Origin of the sequence: Campylobacter sp. CFSAN093233 (assembly GCF_011068165.1) — a bacterium.
GTDB lineage: Bacteria > Campylobacterota > Campylobacteria > Campylobacterales > Campylobacteraceae > Campylobacter_D > Campylobacter_D jejuni.
In genome coordinates this window covers 202494-224472 of record NZ_JAAMWY010000005.1, presented here as the reverse complement: position 1 = coordinate 224472, position 21979 = coordinate 202494, and the positions used below count along the sequence as shown (strand labels likewise).

23 protein-coding genes are annotated in these 21979 nt (G+C 29.7%); 12 read left to right on the top strand and 11 right to left on the bottom strand.

Going from position 1 to position 21979, the window contains the following annotated elements:
* Window position 1 precedes the first annotated feature (1 nt).
* The 11 genes from FBF15_RS03990 to aat are packed head-to-tail and all read left to right on the top strand — an operon-like array spanning window position 2 to window position 10126.
* Window positions 2-1723, top strand: a complete 1722-nt coding sequence (locus FBF15_RS03990; RefSeq protein ID WP_002888328.1) for a M3 family oligoendopeptidase — start codon at window positions 2-4, stop codon at window positions 1721-1723.
* The gene (locus FBF15_RS03985; RefSeq protein WP_002872542.1) at window positions 1717-2154 is read left to right on the top strand and encodes a hypothetical protein; all 438 of its coding nucleotides are present in this window, start codon (window positions 1717-1719) and stop codon (window positions 2152-2154) included. The genes FBF15_RS03990 and FBF15_RS03985 overlap by 7 nt, the downstream gene beginning before the upstream one ends.
* Window positions 2151-4226, top strand: coding sequence for a 3'-5' exonuclease (locus FBF15_RS03980; protein WP_165434573.1), 2076 nt, complete (start codon window positions 2151-2153; stop codon window positions 4224-4226). Before FBF15_RS03985 ends, FBF15_RS03980 begins: the two co-directional genes overlap by 4 nt.
* Entirely contained in the window at window positions 4223-5041 is an 819-nt protein-coding gene (truB, locus tag FBF15_RS03975; RefSeq protein ID WP_038816578.1) for a tRNA pseudouridine(55) synthase TruB, read from the top strand. Before FBF15_RS03980 ends, truB begins: the two co-directional genes overlap by 4 nt.
* The gene (gene csrA / locus FBF15_RS03970; protein ID WP_002852854.1) at window positions 5035-5262 is read left to right on the top strand and encodes a carbon storage regulator CsrA; all 228 of its coding nucleotides are present in this window, start codon (window positions 5035-5037) and stop codon (window positions 5260-5262) included. Before truB ends, csrA begins: the two co-directional genes overlap by 7 nt.
* A complete protein-coding gene (locus FBF15_RS03965; RefSeq protein ID WP_002860206.1) occupies window positions 5259-6026 on the top strand; it encodes a 4-(cytidine 5'-diphospho)-2-C-methyl-D-erythritol kinase in 768 nt (255 codons plus the stop codon). Before csrA ends, FBF15_RS03965 begins: the two co-directional genes overlap by 4 nt.
* Complete coding sequence (smpB, locus tag FBF15_RS03960) at window positions 6023-6475, top strand: SsrA-binding protein SmpB (protein ID WP_038816579.1); 453 nt, start codon at window positions 6023-6025, stop codon at window positions 6473-6475. Before FBF15_RS03965 ends, smpB begins: the two co-directional genes overlap by 4 nt.
* A 10-nt stretch (window positions 6476-6485) precedes the next feature.
* Window positions 6486-7088 carry a TlpA disulfide reductase family protein gene (locus tag FBF15_RS03955; RefSeq protein ID WP_002860208.1) on the top strand — a complete coding sequence of 201 codons (603 nt, stop codon included), beginning with the start codon at window positions 6486-6488 and terminating at the stop codon, window positions 7086-7088.
* Window positions 7088-7378, top strand: a complete 291-nt coding sequence (locus FBF15_RS03950) for an ATP-dependent Clp protease adaptor ClpS (protein WP_002860209.1) — start codon at window positions 7088-7090, stop codon at window positions 7376-7378. The genes FBF15_RS03955 and FBF15_RS03950 overlap by 1 nt, the downstream gene beginning before the upstream one ends.
* Window positions 7375-9504 carry an AAA family ATPase gene (locus FBF15_RS03945; RefSeq protein ID WP_016818198.1) on the top strand — a complete coding sequence of 710 codons (2130 nt, stop codon included), beginning with the start codon at window positions 7375-7377 and terminating at the stop codon, window positions 9502-9504. Before FBF15_RS03950 ends, FBF15_RS03945 begins: the two co-directional genes overlap by 4 nt.
* Window positions 9479-10126, top strand: coding sequence for a leucyl/phenylalanyl-tRNA--protein transferase (gene aat, locus FBF15_RS03940; RefSeq protein ID WP_002853966.1), 648 nt, complete (start codon window positions 9479-9481; stop codon window positions 10124-10126). Before FBF15_RS03945 ends, aat begins: the two co-directional genes overlap by 26 nt.
* A gap of 22 nt (window positions 10127-10148) precedes the next feature.
* Here the strand turns inward: aat and cetZ are convergent, their stop codons facing one another.
* From cetZ to FBF15_RS03925, 3 genes are all read right to left on the bottom strand, one after another.
* A complete protein-coding gene (gene cetZ / locus FBF15_RS03935; protein WP_002882925.1) occupies window positions 10149-11438 on the bottom strand; it encodes an energy taxis response protein CetZ in 1290 nt (429 codons plus the stop codon).
* Between the two features lie 81 nt (window positions 11439-11519).
* Window positions 11520-12146 carry a MarC family protein gene (locus FBF15_RS03930; RefSeq protein ID WP_072233188.1) on the bottom strand — a complete coding sequence of 209 codons (627 nt, stop codon included), beginning with the start codon at window positions 12144-12146 and terminating at the stop codon, window positions 11520-11522.
* A 14-nt stretch (window positions 12147-12160) separates the two neighbouring features.
* Window positions 12161-12520, bottom strand: coding sequence for a methionine-R-sulfoxide reductase (locus FBF15_RS03925; RefSeq protein WP_002826104.1), 360 nt, complete (start codon window positions 12518-12520; stop codon window positions 12161-12163).
* Window positions 12521-12609: 89 nt separating this feature from the next.
* On the opposite strand from FBF15_RS03925, the gene FBF15_RS03920 reads away from it, so the two are divergent.
* A complete protein-coding gene (locus FBF15_RS03920; protein WP_002870128.1) occupies window positions 12610-13407 on the top strand; it encodes a ferritin-like domain-containing protein in 798 nt (265 codons plus the stop codon).
* Here the strand turns inward: FBF15_RS03920 and pssA are convergent.
* From pssA to pglE, 8 genes are all read right to left on the bottom strand, one after another.
* Window positions 13398-14126: a CDP-diacylglycerol--serine O-phosphatidyltransferase gene (gene pssA / locus FBF15_RS03915; RefSeq protein WP_002859122.1), complete on the bottom strand. Its 729-nt coding sequence runs from the start codon at window positions 14124-14126 to the stop codon at window positions 13398-13400. The genes FBF15_RS03920 and pssA overlap by 10 nt on opposite strands.
* Window positions 14127-14135: 9 nt before the next feature.
* Window positions 14136-14753, bottom strand: coding sequence for a phosphatidylserine decarboxylase (locus tag FBF15_RS03910; protein WP_002866132.1), 618 nt, complete (start codon window positions 14751-14753; stop codon window positions 14136-14138).
* Entirely contained in the window at window positions 14750-16687 is a 1938-nt protein-coding gene (gene ftsH / locus FBF15_RS03905; protein WP_002882927.1) for an ATP-dependent zinc metalloprotease FtsH, read from the bottom strand. The genes FBF15_RS03910 and ftsH overlap by 4 nt, the downstream gene beginning before the upstream one ends.
* Before the next feature lie 3 nt (window positions 16688-16690).
* Window positions 16691-17536: a 50S ribosomal protein L11 methyltransferase gene (locus FBF15_RS03900; protein ID WP_002852657.1), complete on the bottom strand. Its 846-nt coding sequence runs from the start codon at window positions 17534-17536 to the stop codon at window positions 16691-16693.
* Between the two features lie 22 nt (window positions 17537-17558).
* On the bottom strand, window positions 17559-17951 hold the full coding sequence (locus FBF15_RS03895; RefSeq protein ID WP_002866134.1) for a chemotaxis response regulator CheY: 393 nt from the start codon (window positions 17949-17951) through the stop codon (window positions 17559-17561).
* 112 nt (window positions 17952-18063) lie between these two features.
* Entirely contained in the window at window positions 18064-18957 is an 894-nt protein-coding gene (locus FBF15_RS03890) for a PDC sensor domain-containing protein (RefSeq protein WP_002852871.1), read from the bottom strand.
* A complete protein-coding gene (gene pglF, locus FBF15_RS03885) occupies window positions 18957-20729 on the bottom strand; it encodes a UDP-N-acetylglucosamine 4,6-dehydratase (configuration-retaining) (protein WP_038817084.1) in 1773 nt (590 codons plus the stop codon). Before pglF ends, FBF15_RS03890 begins: the two co-directional genes overlap by 1 nt.
* Before the next feature lies 1 nt (window position 20730).
* Complete coding sequence (gene pglE / locus FBF15_RS03880; protein WP_038817083.1) at window positions 20731-21891, bottom strand: UDP-N-acetylbacillosamine transaminase; 1161 nt, start codon at window positions 21889-21891, stop codon at window positions 20731-20733.
* Window positions 21892-21979: the final 88 nt, after the last annotated feature.

The following is a 21979-nucleotide window of genomic DNA, read 5'->3' as shown; positions in this document are numbered from 1 at the left end:
AATGTTAGAATGGGATTTAAGTGCTTTATTTCACGATAAAGAATCATTGCAAAATTTTACACAAGATCAAATCCAACAAAGTTTAAATTTCAAAAAAAACTATGAAAATAAACTTTATACATTAAATGCTAATGAGTTTTTGCAAGCTTTAAAAGATTATGAAAATTTAAATCAAGCTCTTGGTAAAATCATGACTTATGCTTATTTGCTTTTTGCTAAAAACACTCAAAATGGTTCTTTTTACGCACAATACGAAGAAGAATGCAAAAAAATAGAAGAAAATTTACTCTTTTTCGAGCTTGAATTTTGCGAGTTAGCTCCTGAGAAAAGTCGAGAATTTACAACTTTTTGCAAAGATTATGATTTTTATCTTTCTAATTTATTGCAAAACAAACGCTATAATCTTAGCAAAAACGAAGAACGCATTATGCTTTATCTTTCAAATACAGGTGCAAATGCTTTTAGTAGACTTTTTGATGAAAGTATGAGTGCTTTAAAAATCCCTTTTGAAGGTAAAAAACTTAGCGAAGAAGAAATTCTAAGCAAAATGTATGATGAAGATAGAAAGATACGCAAAAAAGCTGCTAAAAAATTCAGTAAAGTTTTGCAAAAAAATAGCAGACTTTTAAGTTTTATTATCAATATGATAAAAACAGAAAGAAAAAATATAAGCTTATTAAGAGGTTATGAAAATGCTGAAATTTCAAGACATATCAGCAATCAAATTTCACAAAAAAGCGTTGATTCTTTGATAGCAAGTGCGCAAAAACATTTTAACTTAGTATCGCAATTTTACAAAAGAAAAAAACAAATTTTAGGCTATGATGAGCTTAAAGACTATGATAGATATGCACCCATAGGAAAAGAAGCAAGTTTTGATTTTAAAACAAGTAAAAATATTGTTTTAGAGGCATTTCAAGCTTTTTCTCCGCAATTTTATAATATAGCAAAAAATGCTTTTAATCAAGGCTGGATTGATGTTTATCCACAAGAAAATAAACAAGGGGGTGCTTTTTCACATTCTGCAACTTCTGATGCACATCCTTTTGTTTTATTAAACTACACCGATAAAAGGCGTGATCTTTTTACACTTGCACATGAATTAGGACACACCATCCATCAAAAACTTTCTTATAATGTAAGCTATTTAAATCAAAACACGCCTTTAACCACCGCAGAAACAGCTTCAGTTTTTGCTGAAATGCTCGTATTTGATTTTATTAAAGATAAGTTAAAAAAAGAAGAACTCCTATCTTTATATGCAAATAAAATCGAAGATATTTTTGCAACTTTTTATAGACAAATTAATTTTACTTGTTTTGAAAGACGCTTACATGCTCAAGAAAATGAACTTAGCACCGAAGAAATCAATAAAATTTGGATGGAAGAATCTCAAAGGATGTTTCAAGACAGCGTAAAACTTACAAAAAATTATGCTTCTTGGTGGAGTTATATTCCTCATTTTATCCATTCTCCTTTTTACTGCTATGCTTATGCCTATGCACAACTTTTAGTTTTAGCTCTTTATGGACTTTACAAAAGTAAAAAATGTGAAAATTTTAAAGAACTTTATATCAAAATGCTTTCTTTAGGTGGAAGCGTGAGTCCAAAAGAACTAGTAGGAATGTTTGGATTTGATATAGAAGATGAAAATTTTTGGGAAATAGGCATAAAAGAAATTCAAAAACTCATCAATGAATTCATGGAGTTACAATCATGCTAGAAACAATCTTAAAAAATGAAAATTTTATCCATACCATGCAAAAGCATTGTTATGAAGTTATTTCACACCTTATAGAAGAAAATATAGAATTTTCCATAGTTGCAAATACAAATTTCATAGATTTTAACCCTGAACTTCCCAAAGAGCTTGATATTAAACAAAATCCTTATGCTCTTTTTGCTCTTGGAGGATACACCTTTGAATCCATACAACTAAATAAAGATTTCATTCAATTTCACGCAGGTTTTGGAAATGATGATTTTGATAGTTTTGTAAAGGTTGATTTAGGAGCTATCACGCAAATTCAAATAGAAAATAGCATTTTATTTGTTAATTTTAGCCTTTATAAACGCGAAGATAGTAAAAATTTACAAAAATCTAAAAATATATTTTTAAATAATCCAAAAAATAAAGATATTTTCAAAAAATGAATCTATTTGAAGATTTAAATGATAATCAAAAACAAGCGGTAAGTCACATTGATGGAGCTATGCTTATCCTAGCGGGTGCAGGTAGTGGAAAAACCAAAACTATTACCACTCGTCTTGCTTATCTTATCGGTGAAGTAGGCATCCCCTCGCATAACACTCTTACTCTTACTTTTACAAATAAAGCAGCTAGTGTTATGCGTCATAGAGCATTAAATTTTCTGCAAGGCAATCACAATCCTTTGCTTTGTACCTTTCATAAATTTGGACTTTTATTTTTAAAACTCCATTTTGAAAGATTGGAGCGTAAAAATAGTTTTATTGTTATCGATACAGATGATACAAAAAAAATAATTAAAGACTTAATCCATGATAAAAACAAAGATAATGTCTATGATATTATCAAATACATATCTTATTGCAAAAATGAAGACAAAAGAGTAAGCAATGTCTTTGAAGATTTAAATTTACTAAAAGAACATAATTTTGAAAAATATCAAAATGAATACAAATTTGCCAACTATTACCGTGCTTATGAAGAATACTTATTAAAACAAAATTTTGTAGATTTTGATGATCTTTTATTGCTAAGCAATCTCATTTTAGAAAATGATATAAATTTTGCCAAAGAACAAAGCTTACTTTATAATTACATTACAGTTGATGAGTATCAAGATACCAATACCTTGCAATATAAAATTCTAAAAAATCTATGTTGTATGCATGAAAATATCACAGTTGTTGGTGATGATGATCAAAGTATTTATAGTTGGCGTGGAGCAAAAATTGAAAATATTTTAAATTTTCAAAACGATTTTAAAAATGTTAAACTTGTAAAACTTGAACAAAACTATCGTTCAGTAGGGACTATTTTACAAGCAGCAAATAATCTCATATCTCACAATGAGCAACGACTTGGAAAAACTTTAATCTGCACTAAAGATACTGGGGAAAGTATTAAAATATTAAAAAACGAAAACGAAAAAGATGAAGGTTTATATATTGCTCAAGAAGTGAAAAAATTGCTAAATTCTGGAGTAGAAGCTAAAGAGATCGCCATTTTATTTCGAGTTAATGCACTATCAAGAGCAATAGAAGAAGCATTTATGAAGAAACAAATTTCTTATAAACTACTTAATGGTATGCGTTTTTATGAGAGATTAGAAATAAAAGATTTAATCTCGTATCTTAGACTTATCTTAAATCCAAGCGATGATTTGTCGTTTAAACGTATTATTAATCGCCCCAAAAGATCCATAGGAGAAAAAGCCCTAAAAAATTTAGAAGAATATGCAAAAAAACGTCAAATTTCACTTTTTGATGCCCTATGCGAAAGCGATGGTGGTGTAGGAATTTTAACAACAAAAAAAGCACAAAATGAAGCAAATATTTTTATACAAAATATTCACACTCTAAAAAGCTACGATAATGCAAAAAAGGTTTTTGACAATATAGAAGAATTATTTAAAATTAAAGATTATTTTTCAGAGCAAGATGATGGAGATGAAAGAATCAGAAATCTTGATGAGTTTTATGCTAATCTAAGAGAAAAACTCAAAGAAGATCCCAAAGCTTCTTTAGAAGATCTACTTAGTGAAATTTCTTTATTAAGCGATCAAGATAATTTAGATGAAGAATGTGTTTGCTTGATGAGTATTCATGCTAGCAAAGGTTTGGAATTTGATTATGTTTTTATAATAGGCTTTGATGAAGGATTTTTTCCTTTAAATAGCGAAGAAAATCTCGAAGAAGAACGCCGTCTTGCTTATGTTGCCATCACTCGCGCCAAGAAATTTCTCACAATAAGTGTTGCAAATTCTCGTTTTTATCATGGTTCAAGAGCAAACATCAATCCTAGCCGCTTCTTAGAAGAAAGTAAATTAATCAATGAAAAATCAAAAAATCAAAATATACAAAAAACTAGTTTTTGCAAAGGAGATCTAGTTAAACATAAAATTTTTGGCATTGGCAGGGTTGTTGAAGTTAATAAAAGCGGAAAAGAGGAAAAGCTTAATATTAATTTTGGTGGCATAATGCGTGTAATCATGGCAAGCTTTGTGGAAAAAGCAGTATGAACAAGATCTTTGCAGCCTTTAAACCAAGGGGTTTGAGCTCTAATGCCTTTTTAAGCACTTTAAAGAAAAAATATAAAAATAAAAAAGCAGGATATTCTGGCACTCTTGATCCTTTCGCCAAAGGGGTTTTAATCGTTGCATTTGGACAATACACAAAACTTTTCCGTTTTTTAAAAAAAACTCCAAAAACCTATAAAGCTACTTTATGGCTTGGAGTTTACTCTTTAAGTCTTGATGATCAAAATATAAAAGAAATTCAAAATATAAAAGAATTTGATCTTACAAATTTAAAACAAATCATTAATCAAATGCAAGGAATTATCTCCTATACACCACCGCAATTTAGCGCCAAAAGAATCAATGGAACTCGCGCCTATGAACTTGCAAAAAAAGGTATAGAAGTAAATTTAAAACCTTGTCAAATGGAAGTATTTGATTGCAAGATTTTAAGCTATAATCATCCTTTTTTAAATATCGAAATCACAGTCAGTGAAGGTGCTTATATAAGATCTTATTGTGAACTTTTTGCTAGAAAACTAGGTATTAATGCGACTTTAAGCTCTTTAGAGCGCATTAAAGAAGGTAAATTTGTTTATAATAATGAGAAAAGCTTAAATGTGTTAAAATACATTGACCTAAAACCAAATTTTATCAAGGATTTAAATAAACTAGAAAATGGTGCTAAAATTTTTGTCAAAGAATTAGATTTTCATGATGAAGGAGATTATTATATTGAAACAGAGAAATATTTTAGCATAATTAATATTAAAGAAAATACAGTAAAATATCTTCTAAATAAGGTTGAAAAATGTTAATATTATCAAGAAAAGAAAATGAAAGTATAATTATCGGAGAAGGTATAGAAATCAAAGTCGTTCAAACAGGGAAAGGATATGCCAAAATAGGCATAGAAGCTCCAAAATCCCTTATGATACTTAGAAAAGAACTTGTTCAACAAGTAAAGGATGAAAATTTACATTCTGTTGTTCAGAATGATATTAAACTTGATGACTTAAGCAAAAAACTAATCAAATGAAAGCTTACGCTAAAGCAAATATTTTTTTAAAACTTACCGGTTTTGACTCAAGAAAATATCATCTTTTAGAATCACGATTTATACTTTTAAAAGATCTTTTTGATGAGCTTGAGCTTGTTGATAAAGAATCAGACTCTAAAAAAGAATTTGAAATCATTAGTAATTTTAAATGCGAAAATAATATTATTCAAAAGGCTTATTTGCTACTTTCTAAAAGATATAATAACGAATTAAAAGAATTATTTAGCAAAAAAAGCCTAAAACTCACAAAAAATATCCCAGTATGTGCTGGACTTGGCGGTGGAAGTAGCGATTGTGCGAGTTTTTTACTGCTAATAAATGAAACCCTAAATTTAAAATTAAACCTACAAGAACTTATAAATTTAAGCATGCAACTAGGAAGTGATATTGCTTTTTTTTTAAGTGGCTTTCACTCTGCTAATGTAAGTGGCTGTGGTGAAATTATAAAAGAATTTGAAGATGACATACCTAATTTAAAATGGACTTTTCCACAAATATTTTGCCAAACTAAAGCTGTTTATGATGAATTTGATAGAGAAATATTTGACTTTCAAAAAAACAATAATCAAGCGCAAATCTACAAAAAACTCAGCACAAAAGAGTTGTTACAAAACTTTAAAAACAAAGAATTAAATGATTTATTTACTCCTTGTGCAACTTTATATCCTAAAATGAAGTCTTACTTGCAAGAAGATTTTTTTCTAAGCGGTAGCGGTAGTAGTGTTTTTAAGGTTGATCAATGAAAATTATTGCGAGAAATAAAAAAGCTTTATTTGATTATAGCATCATAGAACGCTTTGAAGCCGGAATTGTCCTTAAAGGAAGTGAAGTTGTAGCCTTAAGAGCAGGAAGAGCAAATCTTAAAGACTCTTTTGTTCGCATTATAAAAAATGAGATTTTTTTACTTAATTCTCATATTTCATTGCTTCATACTACACATTCTTTCTATAAACACGAAGAAAGAGGTGCTAGAAAGCTTTTAATGCATAGAAAGCAAATTGATAAATTATTAGGTAAAGTAAGTATAGAAGGATATACTATCGTTGCATTAGATCTTTATTTTAACACAAAAAATAAAGTAAAAGCTACCCTTGCTTTAGCTAAAGGGAGAAATTTGCACGACAAGCGTGAAACTTTAAAGAAAAAGCAAGCCGATTTAGAAGCTAAAGCTGCTATGAAAAATTACAAATAAAGGAAAATAAATGAAAAAAATTTTAGCCCTAATTTTAATAAGTTTAGCATTTTTTCTTAATGCTTGCTCCAAGGAAGAAGAAATTCAAAATGATTTTATGTTTGAAGAGTATCACAAAGGAGATAAAATAGTCTTAAATAGTGTAAATGGTGGAAGCAAAACTTTAATAAGAACAGATAAAGGTTTTGTGGTAGAAGGAGAGGAAGGAAAAGTTCTAATGTTTGATTTTTTTGGCACTTTTTGCACCCCATGTAAAGAAGAAGCTTTAGATCTTAGCAAACTTTGGAAAAATAATTCTAGCAAATTTATCATTATAGGACTTACACATTTTGAAGATGTTAGCGATGAAACAGTTAAAAAATTCGCGGATGATTATGGTGCTTACTATTTTCTAAGCAATGGCAGCTCTAATGATCGTATTATTGCTCAAATTTTAAAAGATATAGACTATCAAAATATGGAGCAACTTCCTTTTAAAGTTGTTTTAAAAAATGGAATTTATCAAAAAATAAGCGATTACTGGAATAATAATACTCCAACAAATTTTTATCTTGGTAAAATTCCAACAGAACTCATGCAAGAAGATTTAAATAAAATCTACAAAGGAAAATAATGCCAAAAACCCAAACTCTAGAGCAAACAAAACTTAGCGAACCAAAAATGTATAAAGTTATACTCTTAAATGATGATGTAACAACCATGGATTTTGTTATAGAAATTTTGATGAATATTTTTCATCAAAACCTTGAGAAAGCAAGTCAAACAATGTTAGAAATTCACCACAATGGTTCTGGAATTTGTGGCATTTACACCCAGGAAATAGCTCTTTCAAAACAAAAAAAAGTTATAGATTCGGCTAAACTTGCCAATTTTCCGCTACAAGCAAAGGTAGAAGAAGAATGAAATACCAAGAAAATTTACAAAAATATCTTGATAATGCCAAAAATCTAAGCTTAATAAACCACCATGAATTTGTTACCTGTGAGCATGTACTGTTTGCATTACTAAAACTAAGCACTGATTTTAAGGATATATTTGAAGAATTTTCAGATGGAGATCTTGAACTTCTAGAAACTGAATTAAAAAATTACATTTCTCAAAACAATCAAGTTATTAAACAAGAAATAGAACCTACAATATCTGTTGTTTTAGATGAAATCTTACTTTCATCTAAAAATAAAAATAATGAAATTAAAATTATAGATTTTTTAGAAAAGCTCATACACGATTCAAGAAGTTATTCTAGCTATCTCTTAAAAAAACACAACATAAATCTTAACAAAATTCAAGAACTTCAAAATCATGAAAATATACAAAATTTAAGCAACCACACAAGTGATTTAACACTTTTAGCTCAAAATGGCACGATTGATCCTTTAATAGGAAGAAAATTTGAACTTGAAAGAATGATGCAAATTCTTTCACGTCGCAAGAAAAATAATCCTATTTTAGTAGGAGAAGCAGGAGTTGGCAAAACGGCCATTGTAGAAGGATTAGCATTGGCTATTGCGAAAAAAAAGGTGCCTAAAAACTTACAAAATGCAAAAATTTTTAGCCTTGATATGGCTAGTATACTTGCGGGAACAAAATACCGTGGAGATTTTGAGAAAAGAATTAAAGAAATTTTAAATGAACTTGAGAAAATACCTAATGCTATTTTATTTATTGATGAAATTCACACTATAGTAGGAGCTGGAAGTACAGGAGAATCTCATACTGATTTTTCCAATCTTTTAAAACCAGCTCTAAGTAATGGAACTTTAAAATGCATAGGTGCAACAACTTTTATGGAATATAAAAATACTTTTGATAAAAATAAACCCCTAAGTCGCCGTTTTGCTAAAATAAATGTAGATGAACCAAGCCAAGAAGAAAGCTTGCAAATTCTGAAAGGATTAAAAAACAAATATGAAGAATTTCATCATATAAAATTAAACGATGAAATTCTTCAATATGCTGTAATTTGGGGTAAAAAATTTTTTAATGATAAATTTTTACCTGATTGTGCTATAGATCTGATCGATGAACTTGGGGCTTCTTTTGCTTTAAATCCAAAAGCTAAAAAAAATGCCAATTTAAAAGATTTAGAAAATGTTTTAGTAAAAATGACCCACCATCATAAAATGTTTGAATTCGATCAAAACAAAGCTTTAATGAATTTAAAAACAAATTTAAAAGCAAAAATTTTTGGCCAAGATGAAGTTATAGATAGCCTTGTTTCATCACTTAAGCAAAGTTTCGCAGGATTTAAAAATTCCAATACACCACGCGGAGTGTTTTTGTTTACTGGATCAAGTGGAGTTGGAAAAACAGAACTTTGCAAATCTTTAGCTGAATTTTTAGGTTTAAATTTAGAACGCTTTGATATGAGTGAATATGCAGAAAAACATGCTATAAGTAAACTAATAGGATCTCCAGCTGGATATATAGGTTTTGAAGAGGGTGGACTTTTAAGCAATGCTATTCGCAAAAATCCTTTCAGTCTTGTTCTTTTTGACGAAATAGAAAAGGCTCATCCTGATTTAAGCAATACCTTTTTACAGATTTTTGACAATGCTGAACTCACCGACAATAGCGGTCTTAAAGTAGATTTTAAAAATACAATCATTATTATGACATCTAATCTAGGACTTAAAGAAAGCAATGAGCTTGGTTTTTTAAGTAAAAATGAAGAAAAAAGTAATCGTGCTATCAAAGACTTTTTTGCTCCAGAATTTATTAATCGTATTGATAAAATTTTACATTTTAATGATTTAAACGATGCTATACTTGTTAAAATTATCGAAAAAGAACTTGATGAAATTTCTAAAAATTTAAATAATATAAAGTTATCAGTGGATGATAAAGCTAAAATTTATTTAGCTAAAAAAGCCTATAATAAAGAATTTGGAGTAAGGCTTTTAAAACGCATAATTTCTGAGGAGATAGGAGAAAAAATCAGTGATGAAATTTTATTCGGAAAGCTTAAAAAAGGCGGTATAGCTAAAATCAAACTTGGTAAAAATGGAAAGCTCGAATTTATATTCTAAATTACTCAATGCACCTAAAAATGCTCCTGTATTTTTAAGTCAAAATTTAGAAGCTGATTTTATTGTAAAAGCTTATACTTTTGGTCTATTCCCATGGACAAGTAAACCTGTAACTTGGTGGTGTCCAGATCCTAGATGCATTTTAATTCCAAATCAAATTCACATCCAAAAAAATATGAAAAAATTTATTAATCTCTATCAAATTAAACTTGATTATGATTTTTTAAAATTAATTACATTATGTCGCGATACACGCTCTCAAAGCTGGATAGATGATGAATTTATTACCACTTATTATAAGTTATTTACCCAAGGCTATGCACATAGCCTTGAACTTTATGAAAATAATGAACTTATAGGTGGAATTTATGGTTTAATTTTAGGCAAGGTTTTCTTTGGTGAAAGCATGGTAAGCATTAAAAAAAATGCATCTAAAATTGCTATGATTAAACTTTGTGATTTATTAAAACCTTATGATTTTATCATAGATTGTCAAGTTTATAACCAACATTTAGAATTTATGGGCGCTCATAATATTTCTAGGAAAGAATTTTTAAATATTTTAAAAGAAAAATGCAACCAAGAAAGTGGTTTTAAAAATTTTAAAGATTTAATTACTTAAAAAATAAGCGTGAAAATCACGCTTATGACATCGCTTTAGCAACTTCAGCAGAGCTTTCACGAATTTTCTCCATACACTCTCTTGCTTCTTTTGCAAGTTCAACACTCTGATTAACATCCTCTAAACCGCTTTTAATACTCTCAACCACTTGTGATGTAACATTACGAATAGAATTAATCGTAGTGGTAATTTCATTAACCGAATGCCCTGTTCTTTCAGCTAAATTTCTTACTTCATCAGCAACAACAGCAAAGCCTCTACCATGTTCACCAGCACGTGCTGCCTCAATAGCAGCATTTAAAGCAAGCAGATTAGTTTGATCAGCGATATCACTAATAGTCTGAATAATAGATTTAATTTCATCTGATTGTTGATTTAATGAGGAAACAAGATTTGAACTTTGAGACATCATATCAGCAATATTCTGAACATTTGAAACAGTGTTTTCAATTACACGATCTCCATCTTGAGTAAGATTATCATTTTTTTCTGCAAGTTCGCTTATGAGGCAAAGTTTTTCTTGATCTTTTTTAACTTGTTCGCTTATATCTGTAGCAAATTTAATAACCTTGTAAATTTTTCCATCATCATTTTTAACCGGATTATAACTTGCTTCAAGGTATACTTTTTTATTATTTCTTCCGTATCTTATATATTTACCTGATTGAAATTTGCCCTCTCTTAAATCTTCCCAAAATTGAACATAGTCCTTAGAGTGTCTATAATTAGAATCACAGAACATGCTATGATGCTTTCCTTTAATCTCATCAATATTAAAATCCATAGTTCTTAAAAAATTTTCATTAGCCGTAATAATAGTCCCATCAGGTTTAAATTCAATAATAGCCATAGAACGATTAGCAGCAGCAATAGTATTTCTAAGATCAAGCATTTCATAATGTCTTTGAGTTATATCATTGGCAAATTTAATAATTTTATAAACATAACCATTATTATCACTAATTGGAAGATAATTTGCTTCTAAATAAACATCTATCCCTCCCTTAGCTATACGTCTAAAAAGACCACTTCTAGCTTTTCCATCTCTTAAATCTTTCCAAAAATCATTATATGCTGAAGAATTAACAACTTCAGGCAAACAAAACATACTATGATGCTTACCCTTGATCTCTGAAAGGGAGTATTTCATAGTTGTTAAAAAATTTTGATTTGCCTCTAAAATAACGCCATCGGTGGTAAATTCAATTACCGCCATAGTATTCCCAATAGATCTTAAAATATCTTCTAAACCATTACACTTTTTTTCAAGTTGTTCAATTATTTCAGTATTATTTTTCTTAGCACCAAACATAAAACTCACCTTTTTAATAATAAATTATTTTAAAATTATATCATAGTTTATATAGTATTATTTACTTAAAATTATATTAATTTATAAGTTAAATATATCCTTTAAACCTATAATAATCATCTTAAACCCCATAGCAGCAATAAATACTTGTGCTATACGAGAAAAAACATGTAAAATCAGTTTTCCAACTATTTTTTCTATAGTAGCTGCAAAATGAAAAAGTATAAACATAAAAATAAAAGCTATCATCACCCCACCAAGAGCAACATCAAGCCCACCATCTTCGGCTATAACAATAACGCTAGCTAAAGTTCCAGGCCCAACAAGCATAGGAAATGCCATAGGTATTAAACTCTGTCTTAAAATTTCCTTATCATCCATATCTTGATAAGAACTAAAATCCTTAGTTGCAATTTTTGTTGAAAAAAGTAAATTTTTAATAGCCATTATAATAAGAACCAAACCACCAGAAACCCTTAAATCATCCAATGAAACTCTAAAAATATAGTTCATAAATAAAGGTCCTGATGATAAAAACACCAAAACTATAGTAAAAGCTGTATAGAGAATAGTTCTAAAAAGTTTTTTTCGAAGCATTAAAGGCAATCCATCACTCATAGCCAAAAATTGAGTTAAATTACCAAAAGGATTTAATATAGCAAGTAAAGTAATTGCAGCAAAAAACATCAAATAAAGCTCAGAACCCATACTAGAAAACACTATCAATCCTTAGTTTTTACAAATTCCAAAGAAATAGAATTTACACAATGTCTTACATTTTTAGCAGAAAATCCTTCTCCTTCAAAAACATGACCTAAATGTCCATTGCAATTTGCACATACAATCTCGGTTCTAATCCCATCTTTATCAGGAATTCTTTTAACAGCCCCTTTTATTTCATCATCAAAGCTAGGCCATCCACAACCTGATTTAAATTTATCTTCGGATTTATAAAGCGAAGCTCCACATTGCTTGCATTGATAGATTCCTTTTTCATAAAAATCATTATATTTCCCACTAAAAGGAGCTTCTGTTCCTTTATTTAAAATTACTTTTTTTTCTTCTTCATTTAATTCTTTCATGATCTACCCTTGTAAAATAATTTTTATATTATATAATTAAATTTTCAATTTTAAATGATAAATTTTTATAATTTTCAAGAAAGTTTTAAATGCAAAAAGAATTTTTTCAAGAACTTCAAGATATTTTATATGAAAAAAATATAACTATAAAATTTCACTCTTTTCAAAATTTTTATGAAGACTTTAAAAGCCACAAATTGATTTTTAATCACGAGCATCAAAGCATTTTCAAAAAAAATACATCACAACAAATTACCTTGCTTCATCCTACGCGTATAAGAAGGCCTAAATTTGTCAATTCAACTCATGCGCTTGCTAAAATAATTCATTCAGTCGCTCATATAGAATTTAATGCAATTAACCTGGCTTTAGATGCGAGTTATCGCTTTAAAAATCTACCTTTGCAATTTTATTACGATTGGCTGGAGGTAGCAGATGAGGAAATTAAACATTTCAAACTTTTAAATTCAGCACTTAAAGAACTTAGTTACAAATATGGAAATTTTCCAGTGCATGATAATTTAGAATCTGCTCTAGAAGCTACAAAAGACTCTTTAAGCTTTAGAATGGGAGTAGTTCATAGAGGTTTAGAAGCTAAAGGGCTTGATGCCAACCCCTTTGTTGTTCAAAAACTTCAAAGTTCCAATCATTCCATTAAAAATCTTCTAATGGAATATCTTGAAATTATACTTAATGATGAAATAAAACACGTTAAAAAAGGAGATACTTGGTGGAAATTTGCAAATCAAAACAGGTATGATTTTATTGAGCTTTGCAAAACATTTAAACAATTCTCTCTTGCGGGAAAAAAACTTAACATTCAAGCAAGAATCAAAGCTGGCTTCACTCAAGAAGAATGCGAAGTCATTGAAAAATTTTACTCTTGATTTCTTATCTTAAATTTTGAAACGATAATGGTATATAAAACCCGAATAATTCCATAAAGCACATACAAGCTTGCTAAAATTACTAAACTTTCAAGAGGGTAAAGATATAAAAATGAAAATATTATAATTAAAATAATCAAAACTTTTAAAACACTAGAACGATTAAAATCAAGCTTTTTAAAACTAGGATAACGTATATTACTTACCATTAAAAGCCCTAAAATTGCTTGAAGCACCAAAAAAACTACGCCATAAGGCTTTAAAAAATCATAACTGATAAACGCATAAGTCCATATAGCACTCACAACTGCTGCAGTAGGTATAGGAAGACCTATAAAAACGGAGGGTTCATAAGTGCCTGTGGTAACATTAAATCTCGCCAAACGAATAGCTCCAAAAACCACAAAAAAAGCTGTAATCAAAGATCCAAGTTTTCCAAAATCATAACCTATCGCCATATAAAAAAGAACCGCTGGAGCAACTCCAAAAGCTACTAGATCAGCCAAAGAATCAAATTCTACTCCAAATTTTGAAGTAGAATTTGTAAGTCTTGCAACACGGCCATCAAGCCCATCGCAAATCAAAGATAAAATAATATAAATCAAAGCTGTATAATAATTTCCATGTATTGAAGCTATAATAGAAATAACCCCTAAAAAAGCTGAAGCAGCTGTAAAAAGATTGGGTAAAATATAAATTAGTTGCGGTCTGTTATTCATTATTTTTCCTTACGCAAAATAGCCTAGCAATGAACCTGCTTTAATTTCATCATTTAAGCCTATATGAATTCTAGTATCTTTTGGTAAAAGTAAACTTATAGAGCCATTAATTAAAAAACCCATTCTATCTCCTGCTTTTAAATCATGAGAAATATTATCAAGCTTTAATTTTCTATCAAAAGAACCTGCATAGATTCGCAAGGCTATCGTTTTATTCTCTTTAACTTTTGCCAAAATAAAAGCTCTTTCATTCATCATTTTTGCAGATTTTAATTCACTGCACAAAAAAAGCCCATGTCGTAAACGAATATCTATTATAGACATTGCAAAAGGTGTATTAAAATTCCCAGCATCATAAAGAGCATTTTTAATAGTAATTTCAACACATTCACCCAAATCTTTATGATGAATATTTTCTATTTTAGTAACCCTACCATCCATAGGTGCAAAAATAGCTTTTTCATCACTACAAACAAGTTCTCTTTTGGGCGCTCTAAAAAGAAAAATACAAATTACAATTAATGCTAATAGCAAGATGGAAAAAGAATAAAAAATCCACACAAAAATAAAAATTAAGCTTAAAATAATAAGACTTAAATATCCATCTTTTGCAATAAAATCTTTCATTCTTCTACTTTAACTTCAGTTTTAACTTCTTCGAGTTCTTGTAAACGAGTTGGTAAACCATTTTGATCCTCAAACTCTTTAATAATCTCACGCACTTTATTACCTTCAATAGTTTCTTCTTCATAAAGGGCTGCAACCATAGTCTCAATCGCTCCCTTATAAGTATTTAAAGTATCTTTAACATCTTTATAGCGTTCATCTAAGGTTTTCTTTACATAATCATCTAAAGATTCTGCCATCTTTTCAGAATAGTCTTTTATAGTTTGCCCACCACTTAAGAAAGTATTTCTTTGTTTTTCAAGCACCATAAGTCCTGCAATTTCACTCATACCATACATAGAAATCATAGCTTTTATGATATCGGTTGCTCTTTCTAAATCATTACTTGCACCCGTTGAAATTTCACCTATAAATACTTCTTCAGCCGCACGACCACCCAAAAGTACATCTACTTCAGCGATAAGTTCATGTTTTTGCATTAAAAATTTATTTTCTTCAGGGGTGTTTAATGTGTATCCTAAAGCCGCAAGACCACGTGGAATCACAGAAACTTTACTTACACGCTTTGCACCTTTGGTAGTTTCAGCAATCAAGGCATGACCACATTCATGATAAGTAACAATTTTCTTTTCTTTTTCATTAATACGACGTGATTTCTTCTCAAGTCCTGCTATAGCTCTTTCAACAGCTTCAACTAAATCATTTTGTTCTACATATTTTTTAGAATCCCTACCCGCTAAAAGTGCTGCTTCATTAATAATATTTGCAAGATCAGCTCCTGCAAGTCCTGCGGTTAAACGTGCTATATCTTCTACTTTAACTTTTGGGGATATTTTGACATCTTTCATGTGTACTTTTAAAATATCACACCTACCTTTAAAATCAGGTTTATCAACTAAAACTTGTCTATCAAACCTTCCTGGTCTTAAAAGCGCTGCATCTAAAACTTCTGGGCGATTTGTTGCTGCTAAAACAATGACTGGGGAACTTTCTGTCCCAAAGCCATCCATTTCAGCCAAAAGCTGATTTAAAGTTTGCTCTCTTTCATCGTTTCCACCCATCATGCCACTTGCTGCACGACTTTTACCAATAGCATCTATTTCATCTATAAAAACAATAGCAGGAGCTTCTTTTTTTGCATTTTCAAACAAATCTCTCACACGAGAAGCACCTACACCCACAAACATTTCTATAAAAGATGAACCTGAAACACTAAAAAACGGCACATCAGCTTCACCTGCAACTGCTTTTGCAAGCAAAGTTTTTCCTGTACCTGGAGGCCCAACAAGTAAAAGCCCTTTTGGAATTTTAGCTCCCAATTTAATATATCTTTCAGGATACTTTAAAAAATCTACAATTTCTTTTACTTCTTCTTTAGCTTCTTCAACACCAGCTACATCGCTAAATTTTACTTTAGGTTTTTCTGAATTTACAAGCTTCTTAGAACTTCCTATACCCAATATAGAACTTCCCATATTTTTTTGCATACGACTTGCCAAAAACATCCAAATACCAAAGAAAATAAATACTGGCAAAACCCATGAAAAAAGTATATCCGTAAACCAATTTGTTTCAGAATACGCACCATAAGCGATATTTTTACTATCTAGTAAACTCACAAGCTCAGGATCATTAACTTTTTTTGCTGTATAAACAGTATTGTGAGAGCTTGAAATCGCTTTGATTGTTGTTTGTCCTATACTAACTTGATTGATTTGTCCACTTTCAATAAGCTTTTTTAACTCAGAATAAGGGACATTTTTATTTACTTCATTGCCATTCAATGCCCCGCCAAAAGAACCATTGCCATCAAAAAATCCCTTAAAAATAATTATCATTACAATTGCAAAAATCGCAAAAATAAAAATGGGATTTTTGTTAAAAAAATTATTACCCTGCGGATTACCCTTATTATTTGGGGTATTATTATTCATTACTTATCCTTTTTTATTATTTTTATATACAAAACTACACCACTCATTGATTTGCATTTCATCAATGAGTTCCAAATCTTGAAATTTTTCTTTAATTCTTGTTGAATATTTATCTAAAATTCCTGACAAAATAAGTATAGCATTATCTTCTAAATGGTTTTTAATATCTTTTTCTAAAATTAAAATCACATCTGCAATGATATTTGCAACAATTAGATTATATAAACCATTTGCTTTATCTATAGATCCACACCAAGCCTTGTGAAAATCGACACCATTTAATCTTGCATTTTCTAAAGAACTATCAATAGCCAACTCATCAGTATCACAAATTTCAACATTACAGCCAAACTTTGCCATAATAATACCCAAAATTCCACTACCACAACCAAGATCTAAAGCTCTTAATTTACTTTTAGAAAATTTTTGTAAAAATTTTACACAAGAATATGTGCTTTCGTGATGTCCTGAGCCAAAGGCTAAGGCTGGATTAATCTTTATATTTATACAATTCTTCTTTTCTTCTTGCCAAGTTGTATGGATGTAAACATTATCCACTAAGATAGGTTTTATGCCTTTTTTATATTCTTGTATCCAGTCCTTGTTTTCTTTCTCTACAAGACTTAAATTAGAAATAATTTTATGATTTAAATTGAAAGTAGTTGTAAGTTTTTGAGCAAATATTTCAAGTGCCCATGAAAACTCTTCTAAACTCTCATGGGATCTAATGTAAACACCATTATCTTTCTCTTCTATGGCTTCTATACCTAAATCAAAAGCAAAATCAAGAAATAAATTTTTATACTGCTCTTCTACGATAAAGAACAATTCATAATATTTTTTTTGCATTTAGAATTTTAAAAATCAGCCTTTACTCAGCTGCACCTTCTCCACTTCCTGTTCCTAAAACATCTTCAAGTTTTTCCTTTAAAACTTGTGGAGTAAAAGGTTTTACAATATAGTTATTTACGCCAGCTTTTAAAGCAGTAATCACTTCAGCTTTTCCGCCCTCAGTTGTAACCATGATGATAGGCATATCTTCATATTTTTTCTCTGCTCTTACTTTTTTTACCAACTCCAAGCCATTCATTTCTGGCATATTCCAATCTGTAATTAAAACTTTTACATCTTCATTTTTAGTTAATAAATCCCAAGCTTCAACGCCATGCTCAGCTTCTAAAACATCATCGTGTCCAAGTCTTGTTAGGGTATTTTTAATAATCCTTCTCATAGTAGAACTGTCATCAACAACTAACAATTTCACAATTTCGTCCTTTCAAAGTTTTTATAGTTTTATTTTACCCTTTTTAGCCTTATTAATCAAGCTAAAAAATTTTAAAAAACAGCATTATATCATCTTTTACTTAAATTTTTACTCAAATATTATTATTTTTATACTTAACCGTAAATAAATATACACTTAAACCTAAAAGAAGCAAGCTCACTCCACCGATAAGATAAATCGCATAAATCATCTGAGAAAGATCACCAATAGCAAGTTTAAATACCAACATCAAAGCTTCTATAGCTAAAGCAATGATAATAGAACCCAAAAATCTCACCATAGTTTTTTGAATTCCACCTTCTTCTTTTTTCGTCCTTCCTAATACTTCTTGTTCGATCAAAGTTTTTGCCAAATCAAAAATAGCTAAAGCCAAAGTTATAGCGATGGTACTTTCAAACATATGTTCTATACCTATAGCTTGATTATCAAAAAGACTAAAAAAACCTTTTTGAAATAAAAAACAAGTAATCACAAATAAAACCAGTGCGAAGCAAAAATATACCAAACGACTAAACTGAGTAAAAACAAATTCAAATTTTCCTGCTTGAATAATCTTTAAAATATCTTCAAGCTTGATATCAATACAAACAACAAAAAGCAAGTTATTTTTATCATCGTAAATTGGCATAGAAGCTGTCACGCAAAGCTCATTATTTAAAACCGAAGGATAAGGATCGCTCAAAACACATCGTCTTAATTTTACAGCTCTATAAAAATAAGAACGAGTACTTCTATCCTCACCCTGCCCTATTTCATGAGCTTTATTTAAGGAAATCGCATTTTCTATTTGCATACCTGAAATATCTAAAATATACAAAGCATCAAAAACAACAACTTCATGAGCTATTTTATCCAAAGCTGTTTTAATCGTTTCAAGGTGAATATCAGGAAGTTTATTAGGCAGATTTCTTGTTAAAATATAACTCATATAAGCTCTAGCACGATAGCGATTATCTTCAAATCTTTGTATATCTTTTATATACATTATACACCTTCTTTATTGTGTTTAAATTCAGGTACAATCTTTAATAAAGCCTCTGAAATATCTTCACATATTTGTAAATTTTCTATCTCTTTATTAAGCCAATCAAGATCAACCTTCTCATTCTTTGCTACAAAAATACTCTCATATTGCGTTTTAGCATCATTTTCATCAATCAAAAGCTCTTCATAAAGCTTCTCACCTTTTCTTAAGCCTGTGATTTTAATTTCTAAATCATTGCGATTAGAAAGTAAAAGCATTTTTTTAGCTAAATCTATGATTTTCACAGGCTTACCCATATCCAAAACAAAAAGTTCTCCCCCTTTTGCGATAGCTCCAGCTTGTAAAACAAGTTGCACTGCCTCAGCCACAAGCATAAAATAACGCACTATATCAGGGTGCGTCAAAGTTAAAGGCTCATTATTGGCAATTTGTGCTTTAAATTTCGGTATCACACTACCACTAGAACCTAAAACATTACCAAAACGCACACAAGCAACTTCAAAATTTTCATCACTCATACTTAAAGTATAAAGCTCACAAACTCTTTTAGTGCAACCCATAATATTTGTTGGTCGCACTGCTTTATCTGTACTTATCATCACAAATTTAGCTACTTTATTTTCTTTAGCACTGTCGCATAAAATTTTAGTTCCTAAAATATTATTGATTACTGCTGAATGTGGATTTTGTTCGCAAAGAGGCACATGTTTATAAGCGGCTGCATGTAAAATAAGCTCAGGTTTATAAGTTTTTAATACCTCATCTAAACTTTGCTTATCTAAAATACTCAGTAAAATAGGAGTAATTTTTTCTTTATATAAATTTAAATCATCATTGATCTTATAAAGATTATACTCACTATGATCAACCATAATAAGATGCTTAGCACCAAATTTAATACATTGCTTACAAAGTTCACTGCCTATAGTTCCACCTGCTCCACTTACCAAAACTACCTTGTCTTTTAAAAAAGCCGCCACAGCACTATCATCTAAATCTTTTGGTTTTCTAGCAAGCAAGTCTTCTATACTGATATCTCTTGCTTCGTTTCTTGTAAAAGAAAATATTTTTACATCACAAATACCATAAGCTACAAGTTCTTCAAAAAGTTTTTTAAGCTCTTCTTGTTCAAGTCTTAAAGCAATAATGGCAGTTTTTACCCCTTGTTCTACATAAGATTTTATTCTTTCTTTTTCTTCTACAACAAATTTATCACAATAAGTCCCTATAAGCTCTTTTCTCGCATCAACTACACCCACAGGAAAAAGCCCTAAAGAACCTTCTTTTGCACCTTTTAACAAATGCAAAGCCTTAGAAGTTGCCCCTACTACAATACAAGGAGTTTCTTCTTCTTTCATTTTAGAAGGTTTAAAATCCACAAGCATTCTTTTGCTAATTCTTAAAGTACCTATAAACATATAAGAAAGAACAAAATCTATCACAATAGCACTTCTTGGAAAAGGATTAAAAAAATCACTAAAAAAATAAAAAATAAGAAAAAAACAAAACTCAGCTAAAAGCAAAGCAATAAAAATTTTTCTTGCTTCATTGAGAGAAAAAAATCTCCAAGCTACTTTGTAAATTCTAAAAACAAATAAAAATGAAAGTTTTAAAACAAGCAAAATAATAGCAGAAACCATCATACCATAATAAAAAATGCTCGGAATATCTCCACTAAATCTCAAAGAAAAAGCCAGATAAACGCTAAGTAAAATTAAAACAATATCTGAAATTAAAAAAAATGCTAATCTTTTGCTTTTATAAAAAATCATTTTAAGCCTTTATGCTCTTTAAGATCAGTTTTGAAATTTCATAAACATCATTTTTACTCATCGCCGTACCACTTGGCAAACAAATTCCTTTTTGGAAAAATAACTCACTATTGCCATTAAGATAAGCCTTAGCTCCTTTAAATACTTCTTGAGCGTGCATAGCTTTCCATAATGGTCTTGTTTCTATTTGTTCATTTTTCAAATCTTCTATGAGTTTTGAAATTTTTGGATGCAAAGTAATATTTTTTTGACTGATATTTATATCTTTTTGACAAGAATTAAGTTCATTTTTATCAAAATCAATCAAAGCTGTACTTAACCAGCGATTGCTTCTTGAATTTTCTAATTCATCTAAAAAGCTAAAACACTCTCCTAAAAATTCTTTATACCACTCATAAATTTCTCTTTTTTTAAGCACTCTTTGTTCTAAAACCTCCATTTGCGCTACGCCAATAGCTCCTAAAACATTGCTTAAGCGGTAATTATAACCATAATCTAAATGTTCATAATGCAAACAATTTTCCCTAGCTTGAGTGCTATAAAATCTTGCTTTTTCAATCTTTTCTTTATTTTTTCCTATAAGCATACCTCCACCTGAAGTGGTGATAATTTTATTGCCATTATAAGAATAAGCTCCAAATTCTCCAAAAGTTCCTAAAGCTTTATTCTTATAAAAACTTCCTAAAGCTTCAGCAGCATCTTCGATTAAAACAATTTCATTTTCTTTGCAAATTTCAACAATTTCATCCATTTTAGCCGCATTGCCATAAAGATGAGTTAAAATCAATGCTTTTGGTTTTTTTTCACATTCTTTAATAGCAAGCTTTAATAAATCTACATCGATATTATAAGTTTCATCACAATCTATAAATACAGGTTTTGCTTTAAGATAACAAATAGGTGCTACTGAAGCGATAAAAGTAAAAGAAGAAGCCAAAACAATATCATCTTGTTTTACCCCTGCCACCCTTAAAGCTAAATGCAAAGCCGCTGTGGCTGAATTTAAAGCTAAGGCATTTTCACTTTTACTGTAAGCCTTGACACTTTGTTCAAAGCGATTTACAAATTCACCCAAAGGTGCTATATAATTGCTTTTGAAAACTTCTTCTATGTATTTTAATTCATTACCACCCATATGCGGAGGAGAAAGAAAAAATCTCATGATTTATCCTTTGTGTAAAACAAAATTTTTATAAATTGACTCTATTTTACCTAAAAAAATTTACAAAGATTCAAATATTTAAATTCTT

Bases quoted from the DNA above. Each gene is read 5' to 3' on its own strand.
- FBF15_RS03920 (WP_002870128.1), top strand. From the start codon at position 12,610: ATGCAAAAAGAATTTTTTCAAGAACTTCAAGATATTTTATATGAAAAA.
- pglF (WP_038817084.1), bottom strand. From the start codon at position 20,729: ATGATTTTTTATAAAAGCAAAAGATTAGCATTTTTTTTAATTTCAGAT.
- FBF15_RS03990 (WP_002888328.1), top strand. From the start codon at position 2: ATGTTAGAATGGGATTTAAGTGCTTTATTTCACGATAAAGAATCATTG.
- FBF15_RS03925 (WP_002826104.1), bottom strand. From the start codon at position 12,520: ATGAAAGAATTAAATGAAGAAGAAAAAAAAGTAATTTTAAATAAAGGA.
- pglE (WP_038817083.1), bottom strand. From the start codon at position 21,891: ATGAGATTTTTTCTTTCTCCTCCGCATATGGGTGGTAATGAATTAAAA.
- FBF15_RS03980 (WP_165434573.1), top strand. From the start codon at position 2,151: ATGAATCTATTTGAAGATTTAAATGATAATCAAAAACAAGCGGTAAGT.
- smpB (WP_038816579.1), top strand. From the start codon at position 6,023: ATGAAAATTATTGCGAGAAATAAAAAAGCTTTATTTGATTATAGCATC.
- pssA (WP_002859122.1), bottom strand. From the start codon at position 14,126: ATGAATAACAGACCGCAACTAATTTATATTTTACCCAATCTTTTTACA.
- FBF15_RS03900 (WP_002852657.1), bottom strand. From the start codon at position 17,536: ATGCAAAAAAAATATTATGAATTGTTCTTTATCGTAGAAGAGCAGTAT.
- ftsH (WP_002882927.1), bottom strand. From the start codon at position 16,687: ATGAATAATAATACCCCAAATAATAAGGGTAATCCGCAGGGTAATAAT.
- cetZ (WP_002882925.1), bottom strand. From the start codon at position 11,438: ATGTTTGGTGCTAAGAAAAATAATACTGAAATAATTGAACAACTTGAA.
- FBF15_RS03965 (WP_002860206.1), top strand. From the start codon at position 5,259: ATGAAAGCTTACGCTAAAGCAAATATTTTTTTAAAACTTACCGGTTTT.
- FBF15_RS03985 (WP_002872542.1), top strand. From the start codon at position 1,717: ATGCTAGAAACAATCTTAAAAAATGAAAATTTTATCCATACCATGCAA.
- FBF15_RS03950 (WP_002860209.1), top strand. From the start codon at position 7,088: ATGCCAAAAACCCAAACTCTAGAGCAAACAAAACTTAGCGAACCAAAA.
- FBF15_RS03910 (WP_002866132.1), bottom strand. From the start codon at position 14,753: ATGAAAGATTTTATTGCAAAAGATGGATATTTAAGTCTTATTATTTTA.
- aat (WP_002853966.1), top strand. From the start codon at position 9,479: ATGGAAAGCTCGAATTTATATTCTAAATTACTCAATGCACCTAAAAAT.
- FBF15_RS03890 (WP_002852871.1), bottom strand. From the start codon at position 18,957: ATGTATATAAAAGATATACAAAGATTTGAAGATAATCGCTATCGTGCT.
- FBF15_RS03930 (WP_072233188.1), bottom strand. From the start codon at position 12,146: ATGGGTTCTGAGCTTTATTTGATGTTTTTTGCTGCAATTACTTTACTT.
- csrA (WP_002852854.1), top strand. From the start codon at position 5,035: ATGTTAATATTATCAAGAAAAGAAAATGAAAGTATAATTATCGGAGAA.
- FBF15_RS03955 (WP_002860208.1), top strand. From the start codon at position 6,486: ATGAAAAAAATTTTAGCCCTAATTTTAATAAGTTTAGCATTTTTTCTT.
- truB (WP_038816578.1), top strand. From the start codon at position 4,223: ATGAACAAGATCTTTGCAGCCTTTAAACCAAGGGGTTTGAGCTCTAAT.
- FBF15_RS03945 (WP_016818198.1), top strand. From the start codon at position 7,375: ATGAAATACCAAGAAAATTTACAAAAATATCTTGATAATGCCAAAAAT.